This is a genomic window from Pseudonocardia ailaonensis, assembly GCF_039531635.1.
Lineage (GTDB): Bacteria > Actinomycetota > Actinomycetes > Mycobacteriales > Pseudonocardiaceae > Pseudonocardia > Pseudonocardia ailaonensis.
In genome coordinates this window covers 428,860-447,018 of sequence record NZ_BAAAQK010000025.1, presented here as the reverse complement: position 1 = coordinate 447,018, position 18,159 = coordinate 428,860, and the positions used below count along the sequence as shown (strand labels likewise).

The 18,159-nt window shown below is 74.0% G+C and carries 17 protein-coding genes and 1 pseudogene; 9 read left to right on the top strand and 9 right to left on the bottom strand.

Features of this window, described 5'->3' with window-relative positions; genetic code table 11:
- Positions 1 to 9: 9 nt before the first annotated feature.
- Positions 10 to 1,662 carry a DUF6924 domain-containing protein gene (locus tag ABD324_RS31375; RefSeq protein ID WP_344425414.1) on the bottom strand — a complete coding sequence of 551 codons (1,653 nt, stop codon included), beginning with the start codon at positions 1,660 to 1,662 and terminating at the stop codon, positions 10 to 12.
- Between the two features lie 140 nt (positions 1,663 to 1,802).
- Between ABD324_RS31375 and ABD324_RS31370 the strand changes: the two genes are divergently transcribed.
- Positions 1,803 to 2,099, top strand: coding sequence for a hypothetical protein (locus ABD324_RS31370; RefSeq protein ID WP_344425411.1), 297 nt, complete (start codon positions 1,803 to 1,805; stop codon positions 2,097 to 2,099).
- Between the two features lie 295 nt (positions 2,100 to 2,394).
- On the top strand, positions 2,395 to 3,060 hold the full coding sequence (locus ABD324_RS31365) for a hypothetical protein (protein ID WP_344425408.1): 666 nt from the start codon (positions 2,395 to 2,397) through the stop codon (positions 3,058 to 3,060).
- Positions 3,061 to 3,185: 125 nt separating this feature from the next.
- Here ABD324_RS31365 and ABD324_RS31360 read toward each other — a convergent pair whose 3' ends face one another.
- The gene (locus ABD324_RS31360) at positions 3,186 to 4,010 is read right to left on the bottom strand and encodes an alpha/beta fold hydrolase (protein ID WP_344425405.1); all 825 of its coding nucleotides are present in this window, start codon (positions 4,008 to 4,010) and stop codon (positions 3,186 to 3,188) included.
- Between the two features lie 207 nt (positions 4,011 to 4,217).
- Here ABD324_RS31360 and ABD324_RS31355 point away from each other — a divergent pair, with 207 nt between their 5' ends.
- The 4 genes from ABD324_RS31355 (at position 4,218) to ABD324_RS31340 (ending at position 7,771) form a co-directional block, all read left to right on the top strand.
- Positions 4,218 to 4,973, top strand: coding sequence for a maleylpyruvate isomerase family mycothiol-dependent enzyme (locus ABD324_RS31355; RefSeq protein ID WP_344425402.1), 756 nt, complete (start codon positions 4,218 to 4,220; stop codon positions 4,971 to 4,973).
- 211 nt (positions 4,974 to 5,184) lie between these two features.
- The gene (locus tag ABD324_RS31350) at positions 5,185 to 5,808 is read left to right on the top strand and encodes a L,D-transpeptidase (RefSeq protein ID WP_344425399.1); all 624 of its coding nucleotides are present in this window, start codon (positions 5,185 to 5,187) and stop codon (positions 5,806 to 5,808) included.
- 56 nt (positions 5,809 to 5,864) lie between these two features.
- On the top strand, positions 5,865 to 6,521 hold the full coding sequence (locus ABD324_RS31345; protein ID WP_344425395.1) for a metal-dependent transcriptional regulator: 657 nt from the start codon (positions 5,865 to 5,867) through the stop codon (positions 6,519 to 6,521).
- A gap of 5 nt (positions 6,522 to 6,526) precedes the next feature.
- Positions 6,527 to 7,771, top strand: coding sequence for an Nramp family divalent metal transporter (locus ABD324_RS31340; RefSeq protein WP_344425392.1), 1,245 nt, complete (start codon positions 6,527 to 6,529; stop codon positions 7,769 to 7,771).
- A gap of 102 nt (positions 7,772 to 7,873) precedes the next feature.
- On the opposite strand, the gene ABD324_RS31335 is transcribed toward ABD324_RS31340, so the two are convergent.
- Positions 7,874 to 8,455: a hypothetical protein gene (locus ABD324_RS31335; RefSeq protein WP_344425390.1), complete on the bottom strand. Its 582-nt coding sequence runs from the start codon at positions 8,453 to 8,455 to the stop codon at positions 7,874 to 7,876.
- A 271-nt stretch (positions 8,456 to 8,726) separates the two neighbouring features.
- Here ABD324_RS31335 and ABD324_RS31330 point away from each other — a divergent pair, with 271 nt between their 5' ends.
- On the top strand, positions 8,727 to 9,929 hold the full coding sequence (locus ABD324_RS31330) for an alpha/beta hydrolase family protein (protein WP_344425387.1): 1,203 nt from the start codon (positions 8,727 to 8,729) through the stop codon (positions 9,927 to 9,929).
- Between the two features lie 70 nt (positions 9,930 to 9,999).
- Here the strand turns inward: ABD324_RS31330 and ABD324_RS31325 are convergent, their stop codons facing one another.
- Positions 10,000 to 10,491 (bottom strand): hypothetical protein, encoded by a 492-nt coding sequence (locus tag ABD324_RS31325; RefSeq protein WP_344425385.1) that lies wholly within the window; start codon positions 10,489 to 10,491, stop codon positions 10,000 to 10,002.
- Between the two features lie 69 nt (positions 10,492 to 10,560).
- Here ABD324_RS31325 and ABD324_RS31320 point away from each other — a divergent pair, with 69 nt between their 5' ends.
- Together ABD324_RS31320 and ABD324_RS31315 are read left to right on the top strand one after the other, a co-directional pair.
- Positions 10,561 to 11,103, top strand: a complete 543-nt coding sequence (locus ABD324_RS31320) for a peptidylprolyl isomerase (protein WP_344425382.1) — start codon at positions 10,561 to 10,563, stop codon at positions 11,101 to 11,103.
- A 5-nt stretch (positions 11,104 to 11,108) separates the two neighbouring features.
- The gene (locus ABD324_RS31315) at positions 11,109 to 11,963 is read left to right on the top strand and encodes a rhomboid family intramembrane serine protease (protein WP_344425379.1); all 855 of its coding nucleotides are present in this window, start codon (positions 11,109 to 11,111) and stop codon (positions 11,961 to 11,963) included.
- 370 nt (positions 11,964 to 12,333) lie between these two features.
- Here the strand turns inward: ABD324_RS31315 and ABD324_RS31310 are convergent, their stop codons facing one another.
- The 5 genes and pseudogenes from ABD324_RS31310 to ABD324_RS31290 all read right to left on the bottom strand — a co-directional run.
- Positions 12,334 to 12,774 carry a PH domain-containing protein gene (locus ABD324_RS31310; protein ID WP_344425376.1) on the bottom strand — a complete coding sequence of 147 codons (441 nt, stop codon included), beginning with the start codon at positions 12,772 to 12,774 and terminating at the stop codon, positions 12,334 to 12,336.
- 119 nt (positions 12,775 to 12,893) lie between these two features.
- Complete coding sequence (locus tag ABD324_RS31305; RefSeq protein ID WP_344425373.1) at positions 12,894 to 13,151, bottom strand: cell division protein CrgA; 258 nt, start codon at positions 13,149 to 13,151, stop codon at positions 12,894 to 12,896.
- A gap of 170 nt (positions 13,152 to 13,321) precedes the next feature.
- Positions 13,322 to 13,957, bottom strand: a complete 636-nt coding sequence (locus tag ABD324_RS31300; protein WP_344425371.1) for an aminodeoxychorismate/anthranilate synthase component II — start codon at positions 13,955 to 13,957, stop codon at positions 13,322 to 13,324.
- Positions 13,958 to 13,959: 2 nt separating this feature from the next.
- Positions 13,960 to 15,939 carry a Stk1 family PASTA domain-containing Ser/Thr kinase gene (gene pknB / locus ABD324_RS31295; RefSeq protein WP_344425368.1) on the bottom strand — a complete coding sequence of 660 codons (1,980 nt, stop codon included), beginning with the start codon at positions 15,937 to 15,939 and terminating at the stop codon, positions 13,960 to 13,962.
- A gap of 1,255 nt (positions 15,940 to 17,194) precedes the next feature.
- A pseudogene (locus ABD324_RS31290) lies at positions 17,195 to 18,157 on the bottom strand (protein kinase domain-containing protein); the annotation flags it as partial.
- Positions 18,158 to 18,159: the final 2 nt, after the last annotated feature.

Below are 18,159 nucleotides of genomic sequence, written 5' to 3'. Positions count from 1 at the left end.
GCCCGCGGCTCAGCCGGCGAAGCCGCGGAACACGCCGTCCTCGGTGGACCCGGCGAAGTCCCGGAAGTCCAGGTTGGAGATCGAGAGGTTGTTCTCGACGCTCCACAGCTCGCGGGCCACAACCCGGAAGGTGCGGCCGCGGTCCTCCCGCCGCAGGCCCACCACCAGCACCGGCAGGTCGTCCGACGCCAGCGTCTCGCCGTCCACGACGAACAGACAGGCCCAGTTGCGAGACCAGCTCGGGGTGGCGAGCTCCAGCAGGTCGACGACGGTCGCGCCGGCGAACCGCTCCTCTTCCAGGACGGCCAGGCTCGCGACGAACCCGGACTCGTTCGGCGTGGTCAGGCGGGTCACGGCGAGCGCCCAGGCGGCGTCGTCGGCGAAGTCGGTGCGGATGAGCGCGGTGGCGTGAACGGCGGGGAGGGAGGGGCGCACCGGCCGGTCGCGGAGGACGATGGTCGGGGCAGGACCGGCCTCCCAGAGCCTGATCAGGTACTGCTCCTGGCCGCCGCTGCCGCGGCCCGCGGCGTGCACCCGCGCCCGCACCGGGCCCGGCCACGGGAAGGCGAGATCCCGGGCGTCCGGCCAGGTGGTCATGGGCTGTCCGAGGAGCCGGGACGATCCCGCGCCGTCGTAGCTCAGCTCCACGATGTGCTCCCAGTCGTCGCCGTGCGGGGAGGGCTGCGTGTCCGCCTCGGGGCCGTGCTCGGTCGTCTCGACGATCACCGAGACAGGGACGTCACCGACGCCGGTGTGGACGACCACGCCGCCCGCCACCGCCGCGACACCATCCGCCGGCGCGGGCAGGTCCGGGATCGCGTCGCCCTCGGGGCCGAGGAGAGCGATACGCCCGCGATCGGCGCGCAGGGAGATCGCGGTCATGTGGGGCAACCGGAATCCGGCTCTCCGCTCGGCCTCCCGGGCGACCGCCCAGGTCGGCGGCATCGGTCGCTCGCGGAGCAGCTCGGCGGCGGATCGCAGGGCCAGGCCGACGACGAGTGCGGCCTCGCCTCCGGGCGTCGGACCCGGCTCCGCAGCGCGCACGACGACGGCCGCCGCGACGACCGCGACGGCGAACCAGCTCCGGCCGTGGTCCGCGGCGACGGCCCCGGCCGGCTCGGAGGTATGGACGGCGAGGAAGTCGGCGACCGGACCGGTCGCCGAGAGCGCGCGCAGGAGCGCGGTCGTCATGGGGCCGGCCGCGGGGATGCGGAAGCCGGCGAGCTGCAGGGCGAGGTCGAACGCGTCGTGACCTCCTGCCACCCGCGCGATCGCCATGGTCCCGTCCGCTGCTGCCGTCCCGGCGGTTGAGCCCAGCACGTCGGCGACGGAGGCGGCGAACCCGGTGTCCGGCAGCGAGGTCTCGACGGCACCGAGGAGCCGGTGCGCGAGGGCGCTCGGAACGCTGCCCGGTAACCCGGAGCCGGAGGAGTCCACGACGGCCGCCGGCGGCGGCGGGAAGACCGCGTGAGGGGCCGCCACGGCGCGCCGGGGTCGGCGCCGTGAAGTGTTGTCGCCGAGCCGCCCCAGCGCCTCGGCCGCCCCATCGGACACCCGCGCCGCCACCGGACGAGCGGCGGTCGCGACGGGCGGGCCCAGCGGCGTGGCGACCAGAGTGGCGACTCGCTCGAATTCCGGCGTCGCTCCCGAACCAGACAGCACCGGATGATCCTGTCATCGCCGCCGAGGGCATCGGGCCGCGAGGTGAGCAGCCTCGGCGGCGTAGCCGAATCGGCCGACGAACGGTGAGGGAATCCGACGGCTGTCCGCCGGGCGGAGCACGCGGTGGAAAGCGATCTCTGGTGTCGGTCGTCGAGCGGACGACCATCGGTTCGATGAGTCAGAATGGGCAAGTGGAGTTCGAGGACGAGCGGGCGGCGCGACGGGATGCGCGCACCGTGGCGATCGTGCGGCTCGTGTTGCTCGCTTGTGTCGTCGCGTTCCTGCCGCCGTTTCTCGTCACCGTGGCGGGGTGGGTGTTCGGATTCGGTGGGCCTCGGCGGGGGGATGTGCGTACGGCGGTGCTCGTGCTGTCGCTCGTCGGCGCGGCGGTCCTCGGTGGGTTCAGGATCGTGGCGATGCGGCGAGAGGGACTGTGAGCCTTCGCCGGTGGTTGCCGACCTGGTCGGCGCGGCCGACTCGATAGGGCACGGTCCGCTCGTGGAGATCGAGGAACTCCGGCCACCCCTCCATTCACGTCTCCATGTGGTCGGACGTCCTGACCTTCCCGACTGCGGAATGGGTCTGTTCGTCGGGACGGACGATCAGCACGTGGTCGAGTACTCGCTGATGGGCGGCCCGTAGGCGGCGCTCCCTTTACTCGCGAGCTGATGGGGTGGAACGGTGAGACGGGGGATATCGGGCACCGGATGTCCGGGAAATGGGGGGAGTGCGGTGGGTTTCTTCGACGAGGCTGTTCCGGACGGGGTGCTGGAGCCGCCGCTGCTCCGTGCGCGGCAGCGGGATCAGCGCTATCAGCCGCCGCGGGACTGGGTGCTCCCGGCGGTTCTGCCATGGGGCCGGCGGCTCGCGGAAGGATCGGCGACGGTGATCGCGCTCGATCACGTCGAGTGCTGGCCCGAAGGGGCGACGCTGCAGCTCCGGGCGATGATGCGGGACGGGTGGGACGGGGCGAGCGGGCCGCCGGCGCTCCGGCATCCGCGGGCGGACGGGTGGCACGTCGGCCTCGAGTTCGCGGACGGGCGCCGGGTGGTCCATCTCGACGGGTCACACCGAGGCCCGCAGGTCCGCGAGGTCCCGCCGGACGAGCCGTTGCTGGTGATGGGGGCCGGGAGCTCCTGGGGCCCCTACTTCCGGACCCTCTCGCTCTACCTGACGCCGCTGCCGGCGGGGCCGTGGAAGCTGGTGACCCAGTGGCGGGAGCGGGGGATCGAGGAGACCGTGGTGCCCCTCGACGGCGACGCGGTGCGGGAGCGGGCGGCCGAGGCGATCGAGGTGTGGACCGACCTGCCGGAGGCGCCGCCCTCCGCCTCGACGGTCACCGGCGGCGGGACGAGCGTGTCGGCGAGGCCCGCCGTGCGTCGGGAGCGTCCGGATTAGGCGGTCGGAGCGGCGGGAGCCGGAGCGTGGCGACCGCCGAGCGAGCCTTCCGCTCCGCACCCGATGATCGTCGGGTGCGGTGCGGTGGCCGCGCTGGAGCGGCTCCTGGACCGACCGTAAGCCGGTCAGCCCCCGAGGACCCGCTCCGTGAGCTCGGCGAAGGCCCGGCGGACCTCCTCGGGCCGCTCGAACCAGAGGAAGTGGGCTCCGCCGTCGACGGTGCGGCGCAGGACGTTCGGGGTGTCGTAGCCGGGGCGGTCCCACACCGTCTGCACGACGATCCGGTCGGCCCCGCCACCCAGGACCAGCACCGGGAGGGTGGTGGGCCACCAGGTGGCGGCGTAGACGTCGTCGAAATGGACGTCGGACCAGGCGACGGCGTCCTTGTTGTAGGGCATCCGCGCCAGGAACTCGCGGCCGCGGTCGACGGTGCCCGCCGTGAAGTTCCACTCCGCGGAGGCGACCGCGATGGCCCCGAGGTTCTCGTTCGTCGGATCGGCCTCGTAGCGGCGCGTCGCCTCGTCGACCGCGGGCAGCGGATCGCGCTCGGTCATGGCGACGAAGGCGGGGCGCCATGTGGCGTCGGGCGACGTGCTGACCAGGGCGAGTCCGCGCACGAGACCCTCGAGCTCGGGCGCGGACAGCAGGTACATGCCGCCGGTGGAGTGGCCGACGTACACGCAGTCCGGCAGCAGTTGCGCGGCCTCGACCAGGACGCCCGGCCAGGTCGCGAACGGGTCCGGCGCGACCCCGGGCGGCGTGACGTTGTCGGCGTCGCCGGGCAGGTCGACCAGCCAGACGGCGCCGGGGACGTCGATCGCGTCGGCCAGGCCGGCCAGGCTCACGGCCCCGATCCCGGGACCGCCCGGCAGGAGCAGCCAGTTCAGCTCGCCGGGGCTCCGGGAGTGCAGGCGCAGCCGGACACCGGACGGGGTGAAGAGCTCGGTCATGACGACATCCTTCGGGAACGGGATGGGTTCGAACCCGGCGGGACGGGGACGGGCACGACGGGATCGGGCCGCGAACGGCCGCGGAGGCGGTGACCTCATGACCGTGCCGCCGAGGGCGCCCGGAAACATCCGCCATCCCGCTGAGCGACCGCGAACGTCGTCACCACCTGATGTCGAGATCGGGCGCCCGTGCTCCGACCGGGAGGCATGGACTTCGCCACGCACTGCACCCAGATCCGCACCCAGACCGAGCTCCTGACTGCCCTCGACGGCGCCGACCTGCGGGCGCCGGTGCCCTCCTGCCCGGGCTGGACGCTCGGCGCCCTCGTCCGCCACGTCGGCGGCGGGCACCGGTGGGCCGCCGAGCTCGTGCGGACCCGCGCCACCGAGTTCCTGGACGACGAGCAGGTCCGCAAGGTCGACGGGGACGACTCCGGCCCGCTCCCGGTGGACTGGCTGCGGGCCGGGGCGGACGAGCTGGTCGCCGCGCTGCGCGAGGCCGGCCCGGCGGCGAAGGTCTGGGTGCCGTTCCGGTACGACAGCGCGTCCTTCTTCGCCCGCCGCTTCGCCCACGAGACCCTGCTGCACCGCGCGGACGCGTGCCTCGCCGCCGGCCGCGCGTTCGAGGCGGGGCGCGAGATCGCGCTCGACGCGGTGGACGAGTGGCTGGAGCTCGACGCGATCCCGGAGCACTTCGCGCTGACCCCGTCGAAGCGGGAGGTCCTGGGAGCCGGGCGGACCCTCGTCCTTCAGGCGAGCGACTCCGGGGTGAGCTGGTTCGTCGACCTCACCGGCGACGTGATCACCTGGCGGCGCGGGTCCGGCGGGGCTGCGGCCGGGCTGCGTGCGCCGCTGACCACCCTGCTGCTGGTGCTCTACCGGCGCCTCCCGCTCGACGCGGCCGAGGTCACCGGCGAGCGCCCGCTGCTCGAGCTCTGGCGGAGCCACGCCGCTTTCGCCTGATTCGGTTACCCCGAACGGCCCAACTCTCAGGCGTTCGGCGTGAGCTGTCGACCGGTCACTGCGTCGGGGAAGCGCGGGCCGCACCCCGCAGCCGGGCGCGCGCGTTGGGCCGGGTGGCGGACGAGATCGACCACTCACCGTCATGGAGCAACCACAGTGCGTCGCCAAGCGTCCTCCGGGACGGAGGACGACCACCGAGGACGGGAGCGGCGTGAGCAGGCGGATCGGGACGCGCAGGGCGGTCATCGCCATCGTGGTGGCAGCGGTCGGACTGGGCGGTGCGGCGGTGGCCGGTCCCGCCTTCGCGGCATCGGGAGCGCCCGCCGCGGCGCCCGCGGCCCAGGCCGCCTGGGCGGAGCCGCTGGTGCCGGGCACCCCGTGCTCGATCTCGGCGAAGGCGTGCGTCGACCTGGAGTCGCAGCAGGCCTGGCTGATCCAGGACGGCAAGGTGACCCGCGGTCCGGTGAAGATCGCCTCCGGCGGCAACGGGCAGGAGACCCCGGTCGGGCACTCCCTGCGCGTGTACCGCAAGGAGCAGAACCACCTGAGCCAGGAGTCGCGGCTGGCCAACGGCGACCCGGCGCCCATGCCGTGGTCGGTGTTCTTCGAGGACGGCGGGATCGCCTTCCACAGCGGCAGCCCGAACCGCTCGTCGGCCGGCTGCATCCACCTGGACCCCGCGGACGCCGAGGCCTGGTTCAACTACCTGCAGATCGGCGACAAGGTGCAGGTCGTGAGGGCGTCGGAGGAGATGAAGGCGCGGGGCCTGACCCCGGAGGGCCAGCCCGCCCCCGCGCCGGCTCCCTCCTCGGCTCCGGCCCCCGCCGTGGGGTAGGCGCGGCTACTCGCCCGTCTATCGCTCGTCGGTAGACATGGCTACCATCCCGGCTCGTGGGCACGCTGACGCCGGCCGTCGAGGACTACCTCAAAACGATCTTCCTGCTGTGCACGCGCGGCGAGGAGGTCACCACGGGCTCGCTCGCCCGCGAGATGAGCGTGTCCTCGCCCTCGGTGTCCGCCATGGTCAAGCGGCTCGCCGAGGGCGAACTGGTGGAGCGGGGCCGCACCCTGACCCTCACCGACCGGGGTGAGCGGGAGGCGCTGCGCATCGTCCGCCGCCACCGTCTCCTGGAGACGTTCCTGGTCTCGGTGCTGGAGATGTCCTGGGACGAGGTGCACGAGGAGGCGGACCAGCTCGAGCACGCGCTGAGCACCCGCCTCGAGGAGCGCATCGACGCCGCGCTGGGCCACCCGACCCACGATCCGCACGGCGACCCGATCCCGAGCGCGGACGGCCAGCACGACGAGAGCTGGGCGCAGCCGCTGTCGGCCGCGCCGCGGGGCTGCCGCTTCGAGATCCAGCGGGTGTCCGACCGGCGCAGCGACGCCCTGCGCTACCTGGGCGAGCGCGGGCTGCGGCCCGGCGTCGTGGTCGACGTGGAGGAGTTCGAGCCCTACGGCGGGCCCCGATGGGTGCGGATCGACGGCGAGCGGGTGGCGCTCGCGCCGATGCTGGCCGGCCTGGTGCACGGGCGAGTCGTGTCGTGACGGCGATGAGGCCCACGACCGTCGCGGAGATCCGCGCCCGGGGCCGTTTCCGTCGCACCCTGCCGTTCCTCGGACCGGCCTTCGTCGCCGCCATCGCCTACGTCGATCCCGGCAACTTCGCGACGAACGTCGCCGCAGGCTCGCAGTTCGGCTACCTGCTGCTCTGGGTCATCGTCGGGGCGAACCTGCTGGCCATGCTCATCCAGGCGCTCTCGGCGAAGCTGGGCCTCGCCACGGGGGAGAACCTGGCCGAGCAGTGCCGCCGGCACTTCCCCAAGCCCGTCTCGCGGGGCCTGTGGGTGCAGGCGGAGGCGGTCGCGGCGGCCACCGACCTGGCCGAGGTGATCGGTGGCGCGGTGGCGCTGAACCTGCTGTTCGGGCTGCCGTTGTTCGTCGGCGGCCTGGTGACGGGTGCGGTGGCGTTCGCGCTGCTGGCGCTGCACGGGCGCGGTTACCGGCCGTTCGAGCTGGTGATCGCGGGGCTGTTCGCGGTGATCCTGATCGGGTTCCTGCTCACCCTGATCCGGGTGCCGATCGAGCCGTCCGAGCTGGCCGAGGGCCTGGTGCCGCGCCTGCAGGGCCAGGACAGCCTGCTGCTCGCCGTCGGCATCCTGGGTGCCACGGTGATGCCGCACGTCATCTACCTGCACTCGGCGCTCACCCAGCGCCGGATCACGGCCGAGACCCTCGACGAGCGCCGCTTCCTGCTCCGCCACCAGCGAATCGACGTGTTGCTGGGCATGGGCCTCGCCGGGCTCGTCAACGCATCCATGCTGATCGTCGCCGCCGGCCTGTTCTACGGCCACGCCTACGACGGCACGGACACCCTCGAGGGCGTCCACGCGGCGCTCGGGCAGGCGCTCGACCACAACGCCGCGCTGCTGTTCGCCATCGCGCTGCTGGCGTCGGGGCTCGCGTCGTCGGGCGTGGGGACGTACGCGGGACAGGTCGTGATGCAGGGGTTCATCAAGCGGCGGATCCCGCTGACCCTGCGGCGGGCGCTGACCCTCGCCCCGGCGCTGATCGTGCTGGGCTTCGGCGTGGACCCCACCGCCGCGCTCGTCGTGTCCCAGGTGGTGCTGTCGTTCGGGATCCCGTTCGCGCTGGTCCCGCTCGTGATGCTGACCGCCCGCAAGCGCGTGATGGGGGCCCTGGTCAACCGGCCCGTGACGACCGTGCTCGCCGGTGGGGCCGCGGTCCTGGTCAGCGGGCTCAACGTGGTCCTGCTCGTGCGCACGTTCTGGGGCTGAGCCCGGAAAGCCGGAAACGCCGGTCCGGCCCTGTGCGGGCCGGCCGGCGTTCCGGAATGGGTGCGCCCGGCTTCGGGGTCCGGACGCGGTGGGGAGCGGACGTCAGCCCGCGAGGGAGGCGATCTGCGAGGCGAGGTCGTCGAACGACGGCGCCGCGAAGTCGCTGGCCGCCGGGGCGTCGCTGGTGTCGAGCGACTGGTTGGCCGTGGCCGGCAGCGGCAGGGCCGGGGCCTGCGGGCCGTCGACCGGCACCGAGGCGAACGGGGTGGCCAGCTCGCCACCGGTGTTCGGCAGGGACGGCACGTCCGGCAGGGCGGGGAGCGCGTCCGCACCCGGCAGGGAGGGGACACCGGGCAGCGACGGCACCGCGTCGGTCGCGGACTGGTGCGAGGCCTGCGGCATCGCCGAGTCGGCCACCGAGGCGTCCTGGTCACCGTCGGGCGCGGTGCTGGTGTTCACCGTCGGCACCTCGAAGTTGAAGATGCCGGGGATGTGCATCGGGTCCACCTGCGGGAGCGAGTCCAGCGACGGCGCGCCCAGGTCCGGGACGGCGGCCGCGTCCGGCGCTGCGGGCAGGGAGGGCAGGTCGGCGGCCAGTGCCTGACCCGCGAAACCCGCACCCAGGGCGGCGATGCCGGCGAGGGTCGCCGAGGTGCGGAGGGTGCGCCTCGCGAGGCTGCTCATAGCGGGTGGTTCCTTCCGATCGGGGGAGAGTCGGACTCGTGTGATCTCGGTTGCCCCAACGACCCCGTCGTTACCGGGTTGTGGCCGAAGCGCCCGCTTCACTCGAACCGGTGGGAAGGAAGACGCAGGTCACACAGGCATCACCGGGTCGGGGGACGGGGCGGTGCTTGACGAGTGCACGATCTCGGTCCCGTCACGAGACCCTCGGGTCCGGCCGGGCCCCCGGGGTCCCGGGTCGACCCGGGGGGTCGTGGTGGCCGATGATGCGGCCGTGCGAGGAAAGACGGCGGCCGGTGCGCTCGGAGCGGGGCTCGGGGCGGGACTGGCGGGCGGGGCGGTCGCGATCGGGCGGTACTACGCGACGGTCCTGCTGGACCCCACCCGCGTCGTCGCCTACCCGGAGCGGGTGCTCGGGGTGGGCGACGGGACCGTGACGCTGGCGACGAGCAGGCTGGTGCGGCAGCCGGGGGTGTGGGGGCTGCGCTGGACCGCGCCGCCGGCCGACTCGGCCGGCGTGCCGGTGGTCGGCTCGGCCGGCGTACCTATGGTCGGCTCCGCCTCCGTGCCGATGGTCGGCTCCGCCTCCGAAGGTCTCGCCGTCGTCGGGGACATCCTGCGGGACGACCGGCACGGGGTGCGCCGCCGGCTGCTCTCCGGGCCGGTCCCGCCCGTCGGCCCCGCGGTGGTCGACGCCGGGCCCTACGACCCCGATCCCGGGGCCCGCGGACTGGAGTTCACCGAGGTCACGGTCGACACCCCGCTCGGGCCCGCCCCGGCCTGGGAGATCCCCGCCGAACGGGACGTCTGGGCGATCGCGGTGCACGGGCGGGGCGGGCGGCGGCGCGAGGCGCTGCGGATCCTGCCCACGCTGCACGCGCTCGGCCTGCCCACGCTGGTGATCAGCTACCGCAACGACGACGAGGCCCCGCCCAGCCCGGACGGCGCCTTCCACCTCGGCGACACCGAGTGGGAGGACCTCGAGGCCGCCGTCGGGTACGCCCGCGGGCGCGGGGCCCGGCGGATCGTGCTGGTCGGCTGGTCCATGGGAGCCGCGATCAGCGGGGCGTTCCTGGACCGCTCGCCCGCCGCCGACCTCGTCGACGCCGTGGTGTGGGACGCGCCGCTGCTCGACTGGCGCGCCACGCTGCGCCGCCAGGCCCGCAACCGCCTGCTCCCGCCCGCCCTGGTGCCGATCGCCGAGGTGTCGGCGCGGCGGCGGATCGGCATCGACTTCGACCACTTCGACCTGGTCCGCCACCCGCCGGCCCGGCGCCCACCGACCCTGGTGATCCACAGCGTCCCGGACACGGCGGTGCCGATCGGGACGGCCCGCACGCTCGCGGCGCGCAGCCGCGACCTCGACTGGCCGGTGCGGCTGCTCGAGGTCGACGGCGTGGAGCACACGGGCTCCTGGAACGCCGACCCCGAGCGCTACGACCGCGCCGTGACCGCCTTCCTGACCGACACCCTGTGAGTGGTCAGGGGGACGGTCGCCGGCGGGATGGGTGAGCTCGGCCGCGAGAGCGACCGAGCTCGTCCACGACTCAGGACTTGCCGTTGCGGGTGGCGTGGGCCGGGGTCTCGGCCTTCAGGTCGAGGTCACCCGGCGGGGTGCGCGGCGGGGGCTCGGTGCCCTCGACCGCCTGGGGCCGCCGCGACAGCAGATACCAGACGGCGGCGGACCCGGCCGTGAGGACGACGACCGCCACGATCCACAGCCAGCGCCGCTGCGGCGGGCCCGGGTCGATGCGCTGGGCGAGCTCGCGGCGCGCCGCGAGGACGCCCTCGTCGAGCTTCCCGCCGGACTCCTCCAGCAGCTCCCGGGCGGTGCCGGCCAGCTCACCGGCCTTCTCGCCCAGCTCGGCGGCCTTCTCACCGGCCTTCTCGGCGAGCACCGGGAGGGCCTCCTCGAGCTTCTCGACGGCCTCGTGCGCGAACTCCTCGACCGCCTCACCCAGCGAGTGCAGGGTCGCCCCCGCGTGCTCGCGAGCGCGGACGAGCGCCTCCCGCGTGGTGTCGATGGTGGGCGCGCTCATGCTGCCTCCGGGGTTCTCGGTGGTGTCGCGATCGGTGCTCCGGTCGCGTCCACTTCCGACCCTGGCACGATGGACCGCGTGACTGCACCAGGCAACTCGAAGCAGACCGCGACGCTGCGGACCTCCGAGGGCGACATCCGGATCACGCTCTTCCCGGACCACGCCCCCAAGACGGTGGAGAACTTCGCCGGTCTCGCGACCGGGTCGAAGGCCTACACCCAGCCCAACGCCGCGGGCGGGACCAGCGGGCCGTTCTACGACGGCTCCATCTTCCACCGCGTGATCAGCGGCTTCATGATCCAGGGCGGGGACCCGACCGGCACCGGCCGCGGCGGCCCGGGCTACCAGTTCGGGGACGAGTTCCACCCCGAGCTGAAGTTCGACCGCCCCTACCTGCTCGCGATGGCGAACGCCGGGCCCGGCACCAACGGCTCGCAGTTCTTCATCACCGTGGGCCCGACCCCGCACCTCAACCGCCGCCACACGATCTTCGGTGAGGTCGCGGACGCCGAGTCCCGCGCCGTCGTCGACGCGATCGCCGCCACCACGACGGACCGGGGCGACCGCCCCCAGACCGACGTCGTGATCCAGCACATCGACATCGCGGAGTAGGACACGTGACAGGTCCCGCCGGTCCGGTCGGGTTGCCGGCATGTGCCCGGCACCCCGACCGGCCCACGGGGCTGAGCTGCACCCGGTGCGGCAGGCCCGCGTGCGTCGAGTGCCTGCGGGACGCCTCCGTCGGGCAGCAGTGCGTCGACTGCGTGCGGGAGGGCTCGCGCGGATCCCGGCGGGCCACGACCGTCGCCGGCGCACCGCCCGGCGGGAAACCACTGGTCGTCCCGGTGTTGATGGCGCTCAACATCGCGCTGTTCGTGTTCACGGCGGCGCAGGCGCGCAGCATCGGCAGCAACGACCGCGCGGCGCTCTTCCGGGAGTGGGTACTGGTCCCCGGCCGGGTCGACACCGACTGGTGGACACCGCTGACCTCGGGTTTCCTGCACTACGGGCCGCTGCACCTGGCGTTCAACATGTTCGCCCTGTGGATCATCGGGCGGGACCTGGAGCTGGTACTGGGGCGCGGTCGGTTCCTCGCCGTGTACCTCGTGGCGCTGCTCGGCGGCTCCGCGTCCGTCCTCGTCTTCACCGCCCCGAACACGGCCACGGCCGGCGCCTCGGGGGCGGTCTTCGGCCTGATGGGCGGCTACTTCGTGGTCGCGCGGCGGCTGCGCGTGCCGACCCAGCAGGTCGTCACGCTCATCGCGATCAACCTCGCCATCGGGTTCATCCCGGGGAGCTCGCTGTCCGTCGCCGGGCACCTCGGCGGGCTGGTGGTCGGCGGGCTGGCCACGGCCGCGATCGTCCATGCCCCCAACGTGCGCAACCGCACGCTGATGCAGGTCGGCGCGATCGCCGTCCTCACGATCGTGGTGCTGTCGGTCATCGTCGGCCGGGCGGCCGTCGTGGCCTGACGGCCCGCCTGAGCAGGCCGGGGAACGACGTCGGTCCCCGGCCGGGTGGGGCTACTCCGGCTTGCTGCACCCGCAGCCGGTGGAGCAGCCGTCGGTTCCGCGCATCGGCGTCCTGGCGATCATGGTGATCTCCTCTTCTCGTCGGCCCGTCGAGCGTAGGAAGCGCGACGCCCTTCGGGCGATCCTCCGACCGTGGGTGATCGCCCGGCCGCCCTCGCCCCGCGTCACCCTTCCTGCGCCACCCGGGTGACCCCCCACCCGCGAGTCGGCACTTCTCGGAGGGTGAGTCGCACGCTCACGGCGCGCGCGAACGTCACCTACGGCCTCCCGAAAGTGCCGACTCGCGGGGGTTGGGTGTGGGGGGCGTGGGTCAGCGGGTGGGGAGGTAGGGGCGGACGGCGTCGGCGACGTCCTCGGGGTCCGCGGCGAGGTCGAGGCGGCCGAGGACGACGAGGCGCTCCTCGCCGCCGATCAGCAGGTCCAGCTCCAGGAGCGAGGTCTCCCGGCCGAAGCGGCGGGTGCGCAGCACGCGCACGTTCTGCACCGCCGGCCAGTCCACGTGCCGCCGGCCCGTGAGCCCCCGGATCTCGAGGCCGTGCCCGTGCAGGGCGAGCCTGGGACGGGCCACGGTGCCGAAGAGGGCGGCCACGCCCAGACCCAGGGTGACGACGGCCGCGAACAGCTGCCCGGCCGGGTCCGCCGCCCCCAGAAGGAGGACGACGAACCACGCGAGGGCGCCCGCGGTGCCCAGCCACGCCAGGACCACCAGTCCCGGTGCCGGGCTCCACCGCTGCTCACCCACTGTGATCACGCCAGTTGTCCACAGTGTTTATCCACACTGGGGATGAATCACACCCGTGTAGTTTTGGCTGCTCAGGGTGATGATCACGAACGTTTCCCCTGGATTACGCTGAGTGATGTGAAGATCGACTAGCGCCAACGCATTGACATCAGCAGTGCGATGACGATCAAGCCGAAGCCGATGAGGAAGTTGAAACCGCCCAGCGTGCCCATGAACGGGATGGCGTCCCGGCCCAGGTAGTCCGTGATCAACCAGGCCAGCCCGAGGATGCCGACGGCCAGCATGATGATCACGTACGCGGGATGGGTCGGCCCGGACACCTTGACCGGCTGCCGGCTGACCGGGGCGGTGTAGGCGGCCTTCTTGCGGACCTTGGACTTCGGCATCGGAGGAACCTCGTCAGGGCGGCGGGGATCCGGGCACCAGGCGCACCGGACGTACTCGGACACCACCGTATCGCGAACCGGGCCCCTCACGAGCGACGAGCGTGACGAGCGGCGCGCCCGAACCGGATCGGTGGGCCGGAAAGGGACGGATCAGGCACGCTCGGGCGTGCTCAGGTGTGCGAGGTGAGCGCCGCGACCTCGGCGCCCAGCCGCGCGACGATCTCCTCCGGCACCTCGTGGCCCGCCGAGGACAGCCAGTTCGCCAGCATCCGGTGCCCGCCCTCGGTGAGCACCGACTCGGGATGGAACTGCACGCCCTCGAGGGGCAGGTCCCGGTGCCGCACCGCCATGATCAGCCCGGACTCGGTGCGCCCGGTGACCTCCAGCTCCGGCGGTAGCGAGTCCGGCCGGATGGACAGCGAGTGGTACCGGGTGGCGGTGAAGGGCTGCGGCAGCCCGCGCAGCACGCCGACGCCCTCGTGGTGGACCAGCGAGGTCTTGCCGTGGAGCAGCTCGGGCGCCCGCTCGACGATCGCGCCCCACGCCACGCCGATGGCCTGGTGGCCGAGGCAGACGCCGAGCAGCGGGATGTTCCGCTCGCCCGCCGCGCCGATCACCGCGATGCTGCGGCCGGCCTCCTCGGGCACGCCGGGGCCGGGGCTGACCAGCACCGCACCGACCTCGTCCAGCTCGTCGAGCTCCACGGCGTCGTTGCGCCGCACGACCGTCTCGACGCCCAGCTGGGCCAGGTACTGGACGAGGTTGTAGACGAAGCTGTCGTAGTTGTCGACGACCAGGACGCGCATCGTCAGTTGCCGCCGTTCCCGTTGCCGCTGCCGTTCCCGCCGCCGTTGCCGTTGCCATTGCCGTTCCCGCCGCCGAAGACGCTGGACTGGCCGATCACCAGCGTCACGGGGTTGTTCGGGTCCACGCTCTGCCCGGCGGCCGGGTTGGTGGAGACGACCTTGTTGTTCTGCGAGCTGTCCGACACCTGCTGCTGCTGGAGCTGGTAGCTGCGGATGCCGGCCGAGCGCAGCTGGCTCACGGCGTCGGACACGGACTGGCCGACGACGTTCGGCATCTGCACCTGGTTGCCCTTGGACACCTGCAGCGTGATCGTGGTGTCCTTCGAGATCTTGCTGCCCGCCGCGGGGTTGGTACCCACGACGGTGCCCGCCGTGCCCCCGCCGTCGACCTGCTGGGCCTGGATCGACGTGAAGCCCGCGTTCTGCAGGGTCTGCTGGGCCTGGGCCTGCGGCTGGCCGCTGACGTCCGGTACCGCGACCGTCGTCACCTTGGTGCCGATGACGACGGCGACGGCGCTGCCGCCGGGCGCGTCCACCCCGGCGGCGGGGGTCGAGGAGATGACCTTGCCGACGAGCGTCGAGTCCGTGGTCTCCTGCGTGGTCTGGTCGCCCAGCTTGAGGCCGCGCTGCTGGAGCAGGGTGGACGCGTCGTCCGGGGTCTTGCCGGTGAGCGCCGGGACCGTGGCGGAGGCCGGCCCGGTGCCGACGAAGATCGTGACGGTGGTGCGCTGCGCGACCTGCACGCCCGCCCCCGGGTCGGTACGGGTGACCTTGCCGGCCAGCGTGACGTCCGACGCCTCCTGCTTGAGGTTCGTGAGCAGCCCGGCGCCGGTGATCGCGGCCCGCGCCGCGTCCGGATCCTGGCCGGTCACGGCGGGCACCGCGACCTGCGTGGGCTTGGCCGGGCCGCCGAAGATCTGGTAGCCGACGAACCCCAGCAGCGCGAGCACCGCGACGACCCCGGCGACGATCGCGATCGTCCGACCGGTGCGCCGGGGCTTCTCGTCCTCGTAGTCCTCCCACTGCTCGTGCGGGGGAGGGGCGGTGTGCCGGCCACCGCCGGAGATGCGGCGGGTGGCGCCGGTCTGCTCGGCGAGCAGCGCGGTGCGCTCGTCCTCGCCCATGACCATCGGGGCGAGGGGCTGCTGCCCGTTGCGCACCCGGATGAGGTCCTGCCGCATCTCGGCGGCGGACTGGTACCGGTTGACGGGGTTCTTCGACAGCGCCTTGAGGATCACGGCGTCGAGCGCCGGCGTGATCGTCGGGTTGACGTCCGACGGGCGGCGCGGGTCCTCCCGCACGTGCTGGTAGGCGACCGCCACCGGGGTGTCCCCGGTGAACGGCGGCTCGCCGGTGAGCAGCTCGAAGAGCACGCAGCCGGCCGCGTAGACGTCCGAGCGCGCGTCGACCTGCTCGCCGCGCGCCTGCTCGGGGGAGAGGTACTGCGCGGTGCCGATGACGGCGGCGGTCTGCGTGACGTTCTGGCCCTCGCCCAGCGCCCGGGCGATGCCGAAGTCCATCACCTTCACCGCGCCACCGGTGGTGATCATGATGTTCGCGGGCTTCACGTCACGGTGGATGATGTGGTGGCGGTGGCTGAAGTCCAGCGCCGCGCACACGTCCGCCATGACCTCGATGACGCGCTGCTGGGACAGCGGCCCGGTGGTCTTGACGATCTCCCGCAGCGTCTGCCCGTCGACGAACTCCATGACGATGTACGGCAGCGGACCGAACTCGCTCTGGGTCTCGCCGGTGTCGTACACGGCGACGATGGCGGGATGGTTCAGCGCGGCCGCGTTCTGCGCCTCGCGGCGGAACCGGAGCTGGAACTGGGGGTCACGGGCGAGGTCCGCGCGCAGCACCTTGATGGCGACGTCCCGGCTCAGGCGCGTATCCGTGCCGAAATGGACCTCGGACATGCCGCCGTAGCCGAGCGTGTCGCCCAGCTGGTAGCGCTCGGAGAGCAGCTTGGGGGTGGTCATCGGGTCCGGTTCCTGAGGGGGACGTGGGTGGGCTTCATCATGCCGGGGTCCGGGGCGGGTCCGGGTCGCGGCCACGCCCGGCCTGCGCCGGGCAGGCGCCTGCGAGGGCTCACCGGACCTCCTTCGGGCCGATCGGCACGGCCGTGACGTCGTTCGGGCCAGTCGGGCCCTCGTCCACCGCCGGTCGCGTGCGGACGACCCCCCGGCCCGTCACGCTACCCGGCGCCGCGAACGAGCGGGTCATGGCCGGTCCGGGGCCCGTGCCCGGTTCCGGTCCGGCGGCGAACAGCTTGGGCACGGTGAGGGCGGCGACGATCACCGCGGCGACGATGAGCACCACGAACGCGACGAGCAGCACGGTGCCCGTGCGACCGCTGTGGCGGGGCGCGGTGATCCGCAGCGGCTCGGTCGGCGGGGCCGGCGGGGCCTCCGGACGGAGCGGCGGGCGGGGCGGGACCGCGCGGGGGCCGGCCGCGGACGCGGTGGTGGAACCTCCGCGTGAGGCCGAGCGGGGATCGGACCCCGAACGGGAGGAGGGTGCCCCGCTGCCGGGCATGCCGGCGAACGGCTGGGGGACGGGCGCCGCGCCGCCGCGGGAGCCGGCCTGGCCCGCACCGGTGCTGCCCGTGCCCGGCCGGGTGGCGCCGGTGGTTCCGGCGGCCGGGGTGCCGGGCCGGGACGCGCCCGTGGTGCCGGACGCACCCGGACGGGACGGGTCGGAGCCGCCGTCCGGGGTTCCGGGGGGTCGGGACCCGGTCCCGGGGGCACGGGCGGGCGCCTGGCCGGAGGCGCCGGGACGGATCGGCCCGGAGCCGGTTCCGGGGCTGCCGGGCCGGATCGGGTCGGACGACGGTCCGGGGCCGCTCTGGCGGACGGCGCCGGACCCGCCGCCGGGGGTCCGGGGGCGGATCGGCCCGGATCCCGTGCCGGGACCGCCGGCGCGGCCCGCGCCGGGGCGCGCGGTACCGCTGCCGCTCGTGGAGCCGCCGGTGCCGCCGGACGTCCGGGCGGGGGTCCCTCCCGGCCGCTCCGTGTTTGCCGGTGGACGGGTCCCCGCGGGGCTGCCCGTGGCCGCGCTCGCCGCGCCCGGGCCGCCCGCGGCGAGGCTCGACGGGGTGCTCGACGGGGTGCTGCGGTCTGCGGGCGGTCCCGCGGCCGGCGAGGGCCCGGACTCGACGTCGGTCGATCCCGCCCGGGCGGTGGAGGCCTTGTTCCGCGCCGCGCGGCGCTCCTTCTTGCTCCGCCGCCGGTGCGTCGTCGGCGCCTCGGCCGGGGTCGCCTCCGGGCTCGCCGCGGCCGGCGTCGCCCGGGCGGTGGCACCGCCCGGGTCCGGGCCCAGCGACAGGCCCTGCGCGGCCATCCGGCGCGGGGTGGGCAGGGGCTCGTCCCGGCGGATCGCGGCGACCGCGGCGGCCAGCTCCGCGCCGTCGGCGTAGCGGCGGTCCGGGTCCTTGACCAGGATCGTCTCGATCAGCCGGCGCACCCGCGCGTCGACCGTGCCCGGCAGGGGTGGGGGCGCGTCCCTGACCTGCATCATCGCGACCGCGACGGCGTTGTCGGCCCGGAACGGCCGGTGCCCCGCGAGGCACTCGTAGCCGACGATGCCGAGCGAGTACACGTCCCCCTCGGGGCCGGCCTCGCCGCCGCTGGCCTGCTCCGGGGCGATGTAGTGGGCGGTGCCCATGACCATGCCGGTGCGGGTGACCGGCACGGCGTTGGCGGCCTTGGCGATGCCGAAGTCCGTGAGCTTCACCGTGCCGTCGACGCGGATGAGGATGTTGCCGGGCTTGACGTCCCGGTGCACGAACCCGCGCTCGTGCGCGGCATGAAGGGCGTACGACGCCTGCTCCATGATCCGCAGCGTCTCGGCCGTCTCGAGCGGCCCACGGGCGATCACCGCGGACAGCGGCTCGCCCCGGACCAGCTCCATGACGAGGTAGGCGAGGCGGCGGCCGTCGTCCGCCGCGTCGTCCTCGCCGTAGTCGTGGATGGAGGCGACGCCCGAGTGGTTCAGCGAGGCGACGGTGCGGGCCTCGATGCGGAAACGGTGCAGGAACTCGTCGTCGTCCGAGAGCTCGGCGCGCAGGACCTTGAGGGCGACGTTGCGGCCGAGCCGCTCGTCGAGCGCCTCCCACACCTCACCCATGCCGCCGACGGCGATCCGGCGCTCGAGGCGGTACCGCTCCGCGATCACCCGCCCGGCGGCGAAGGAGTCCAGCG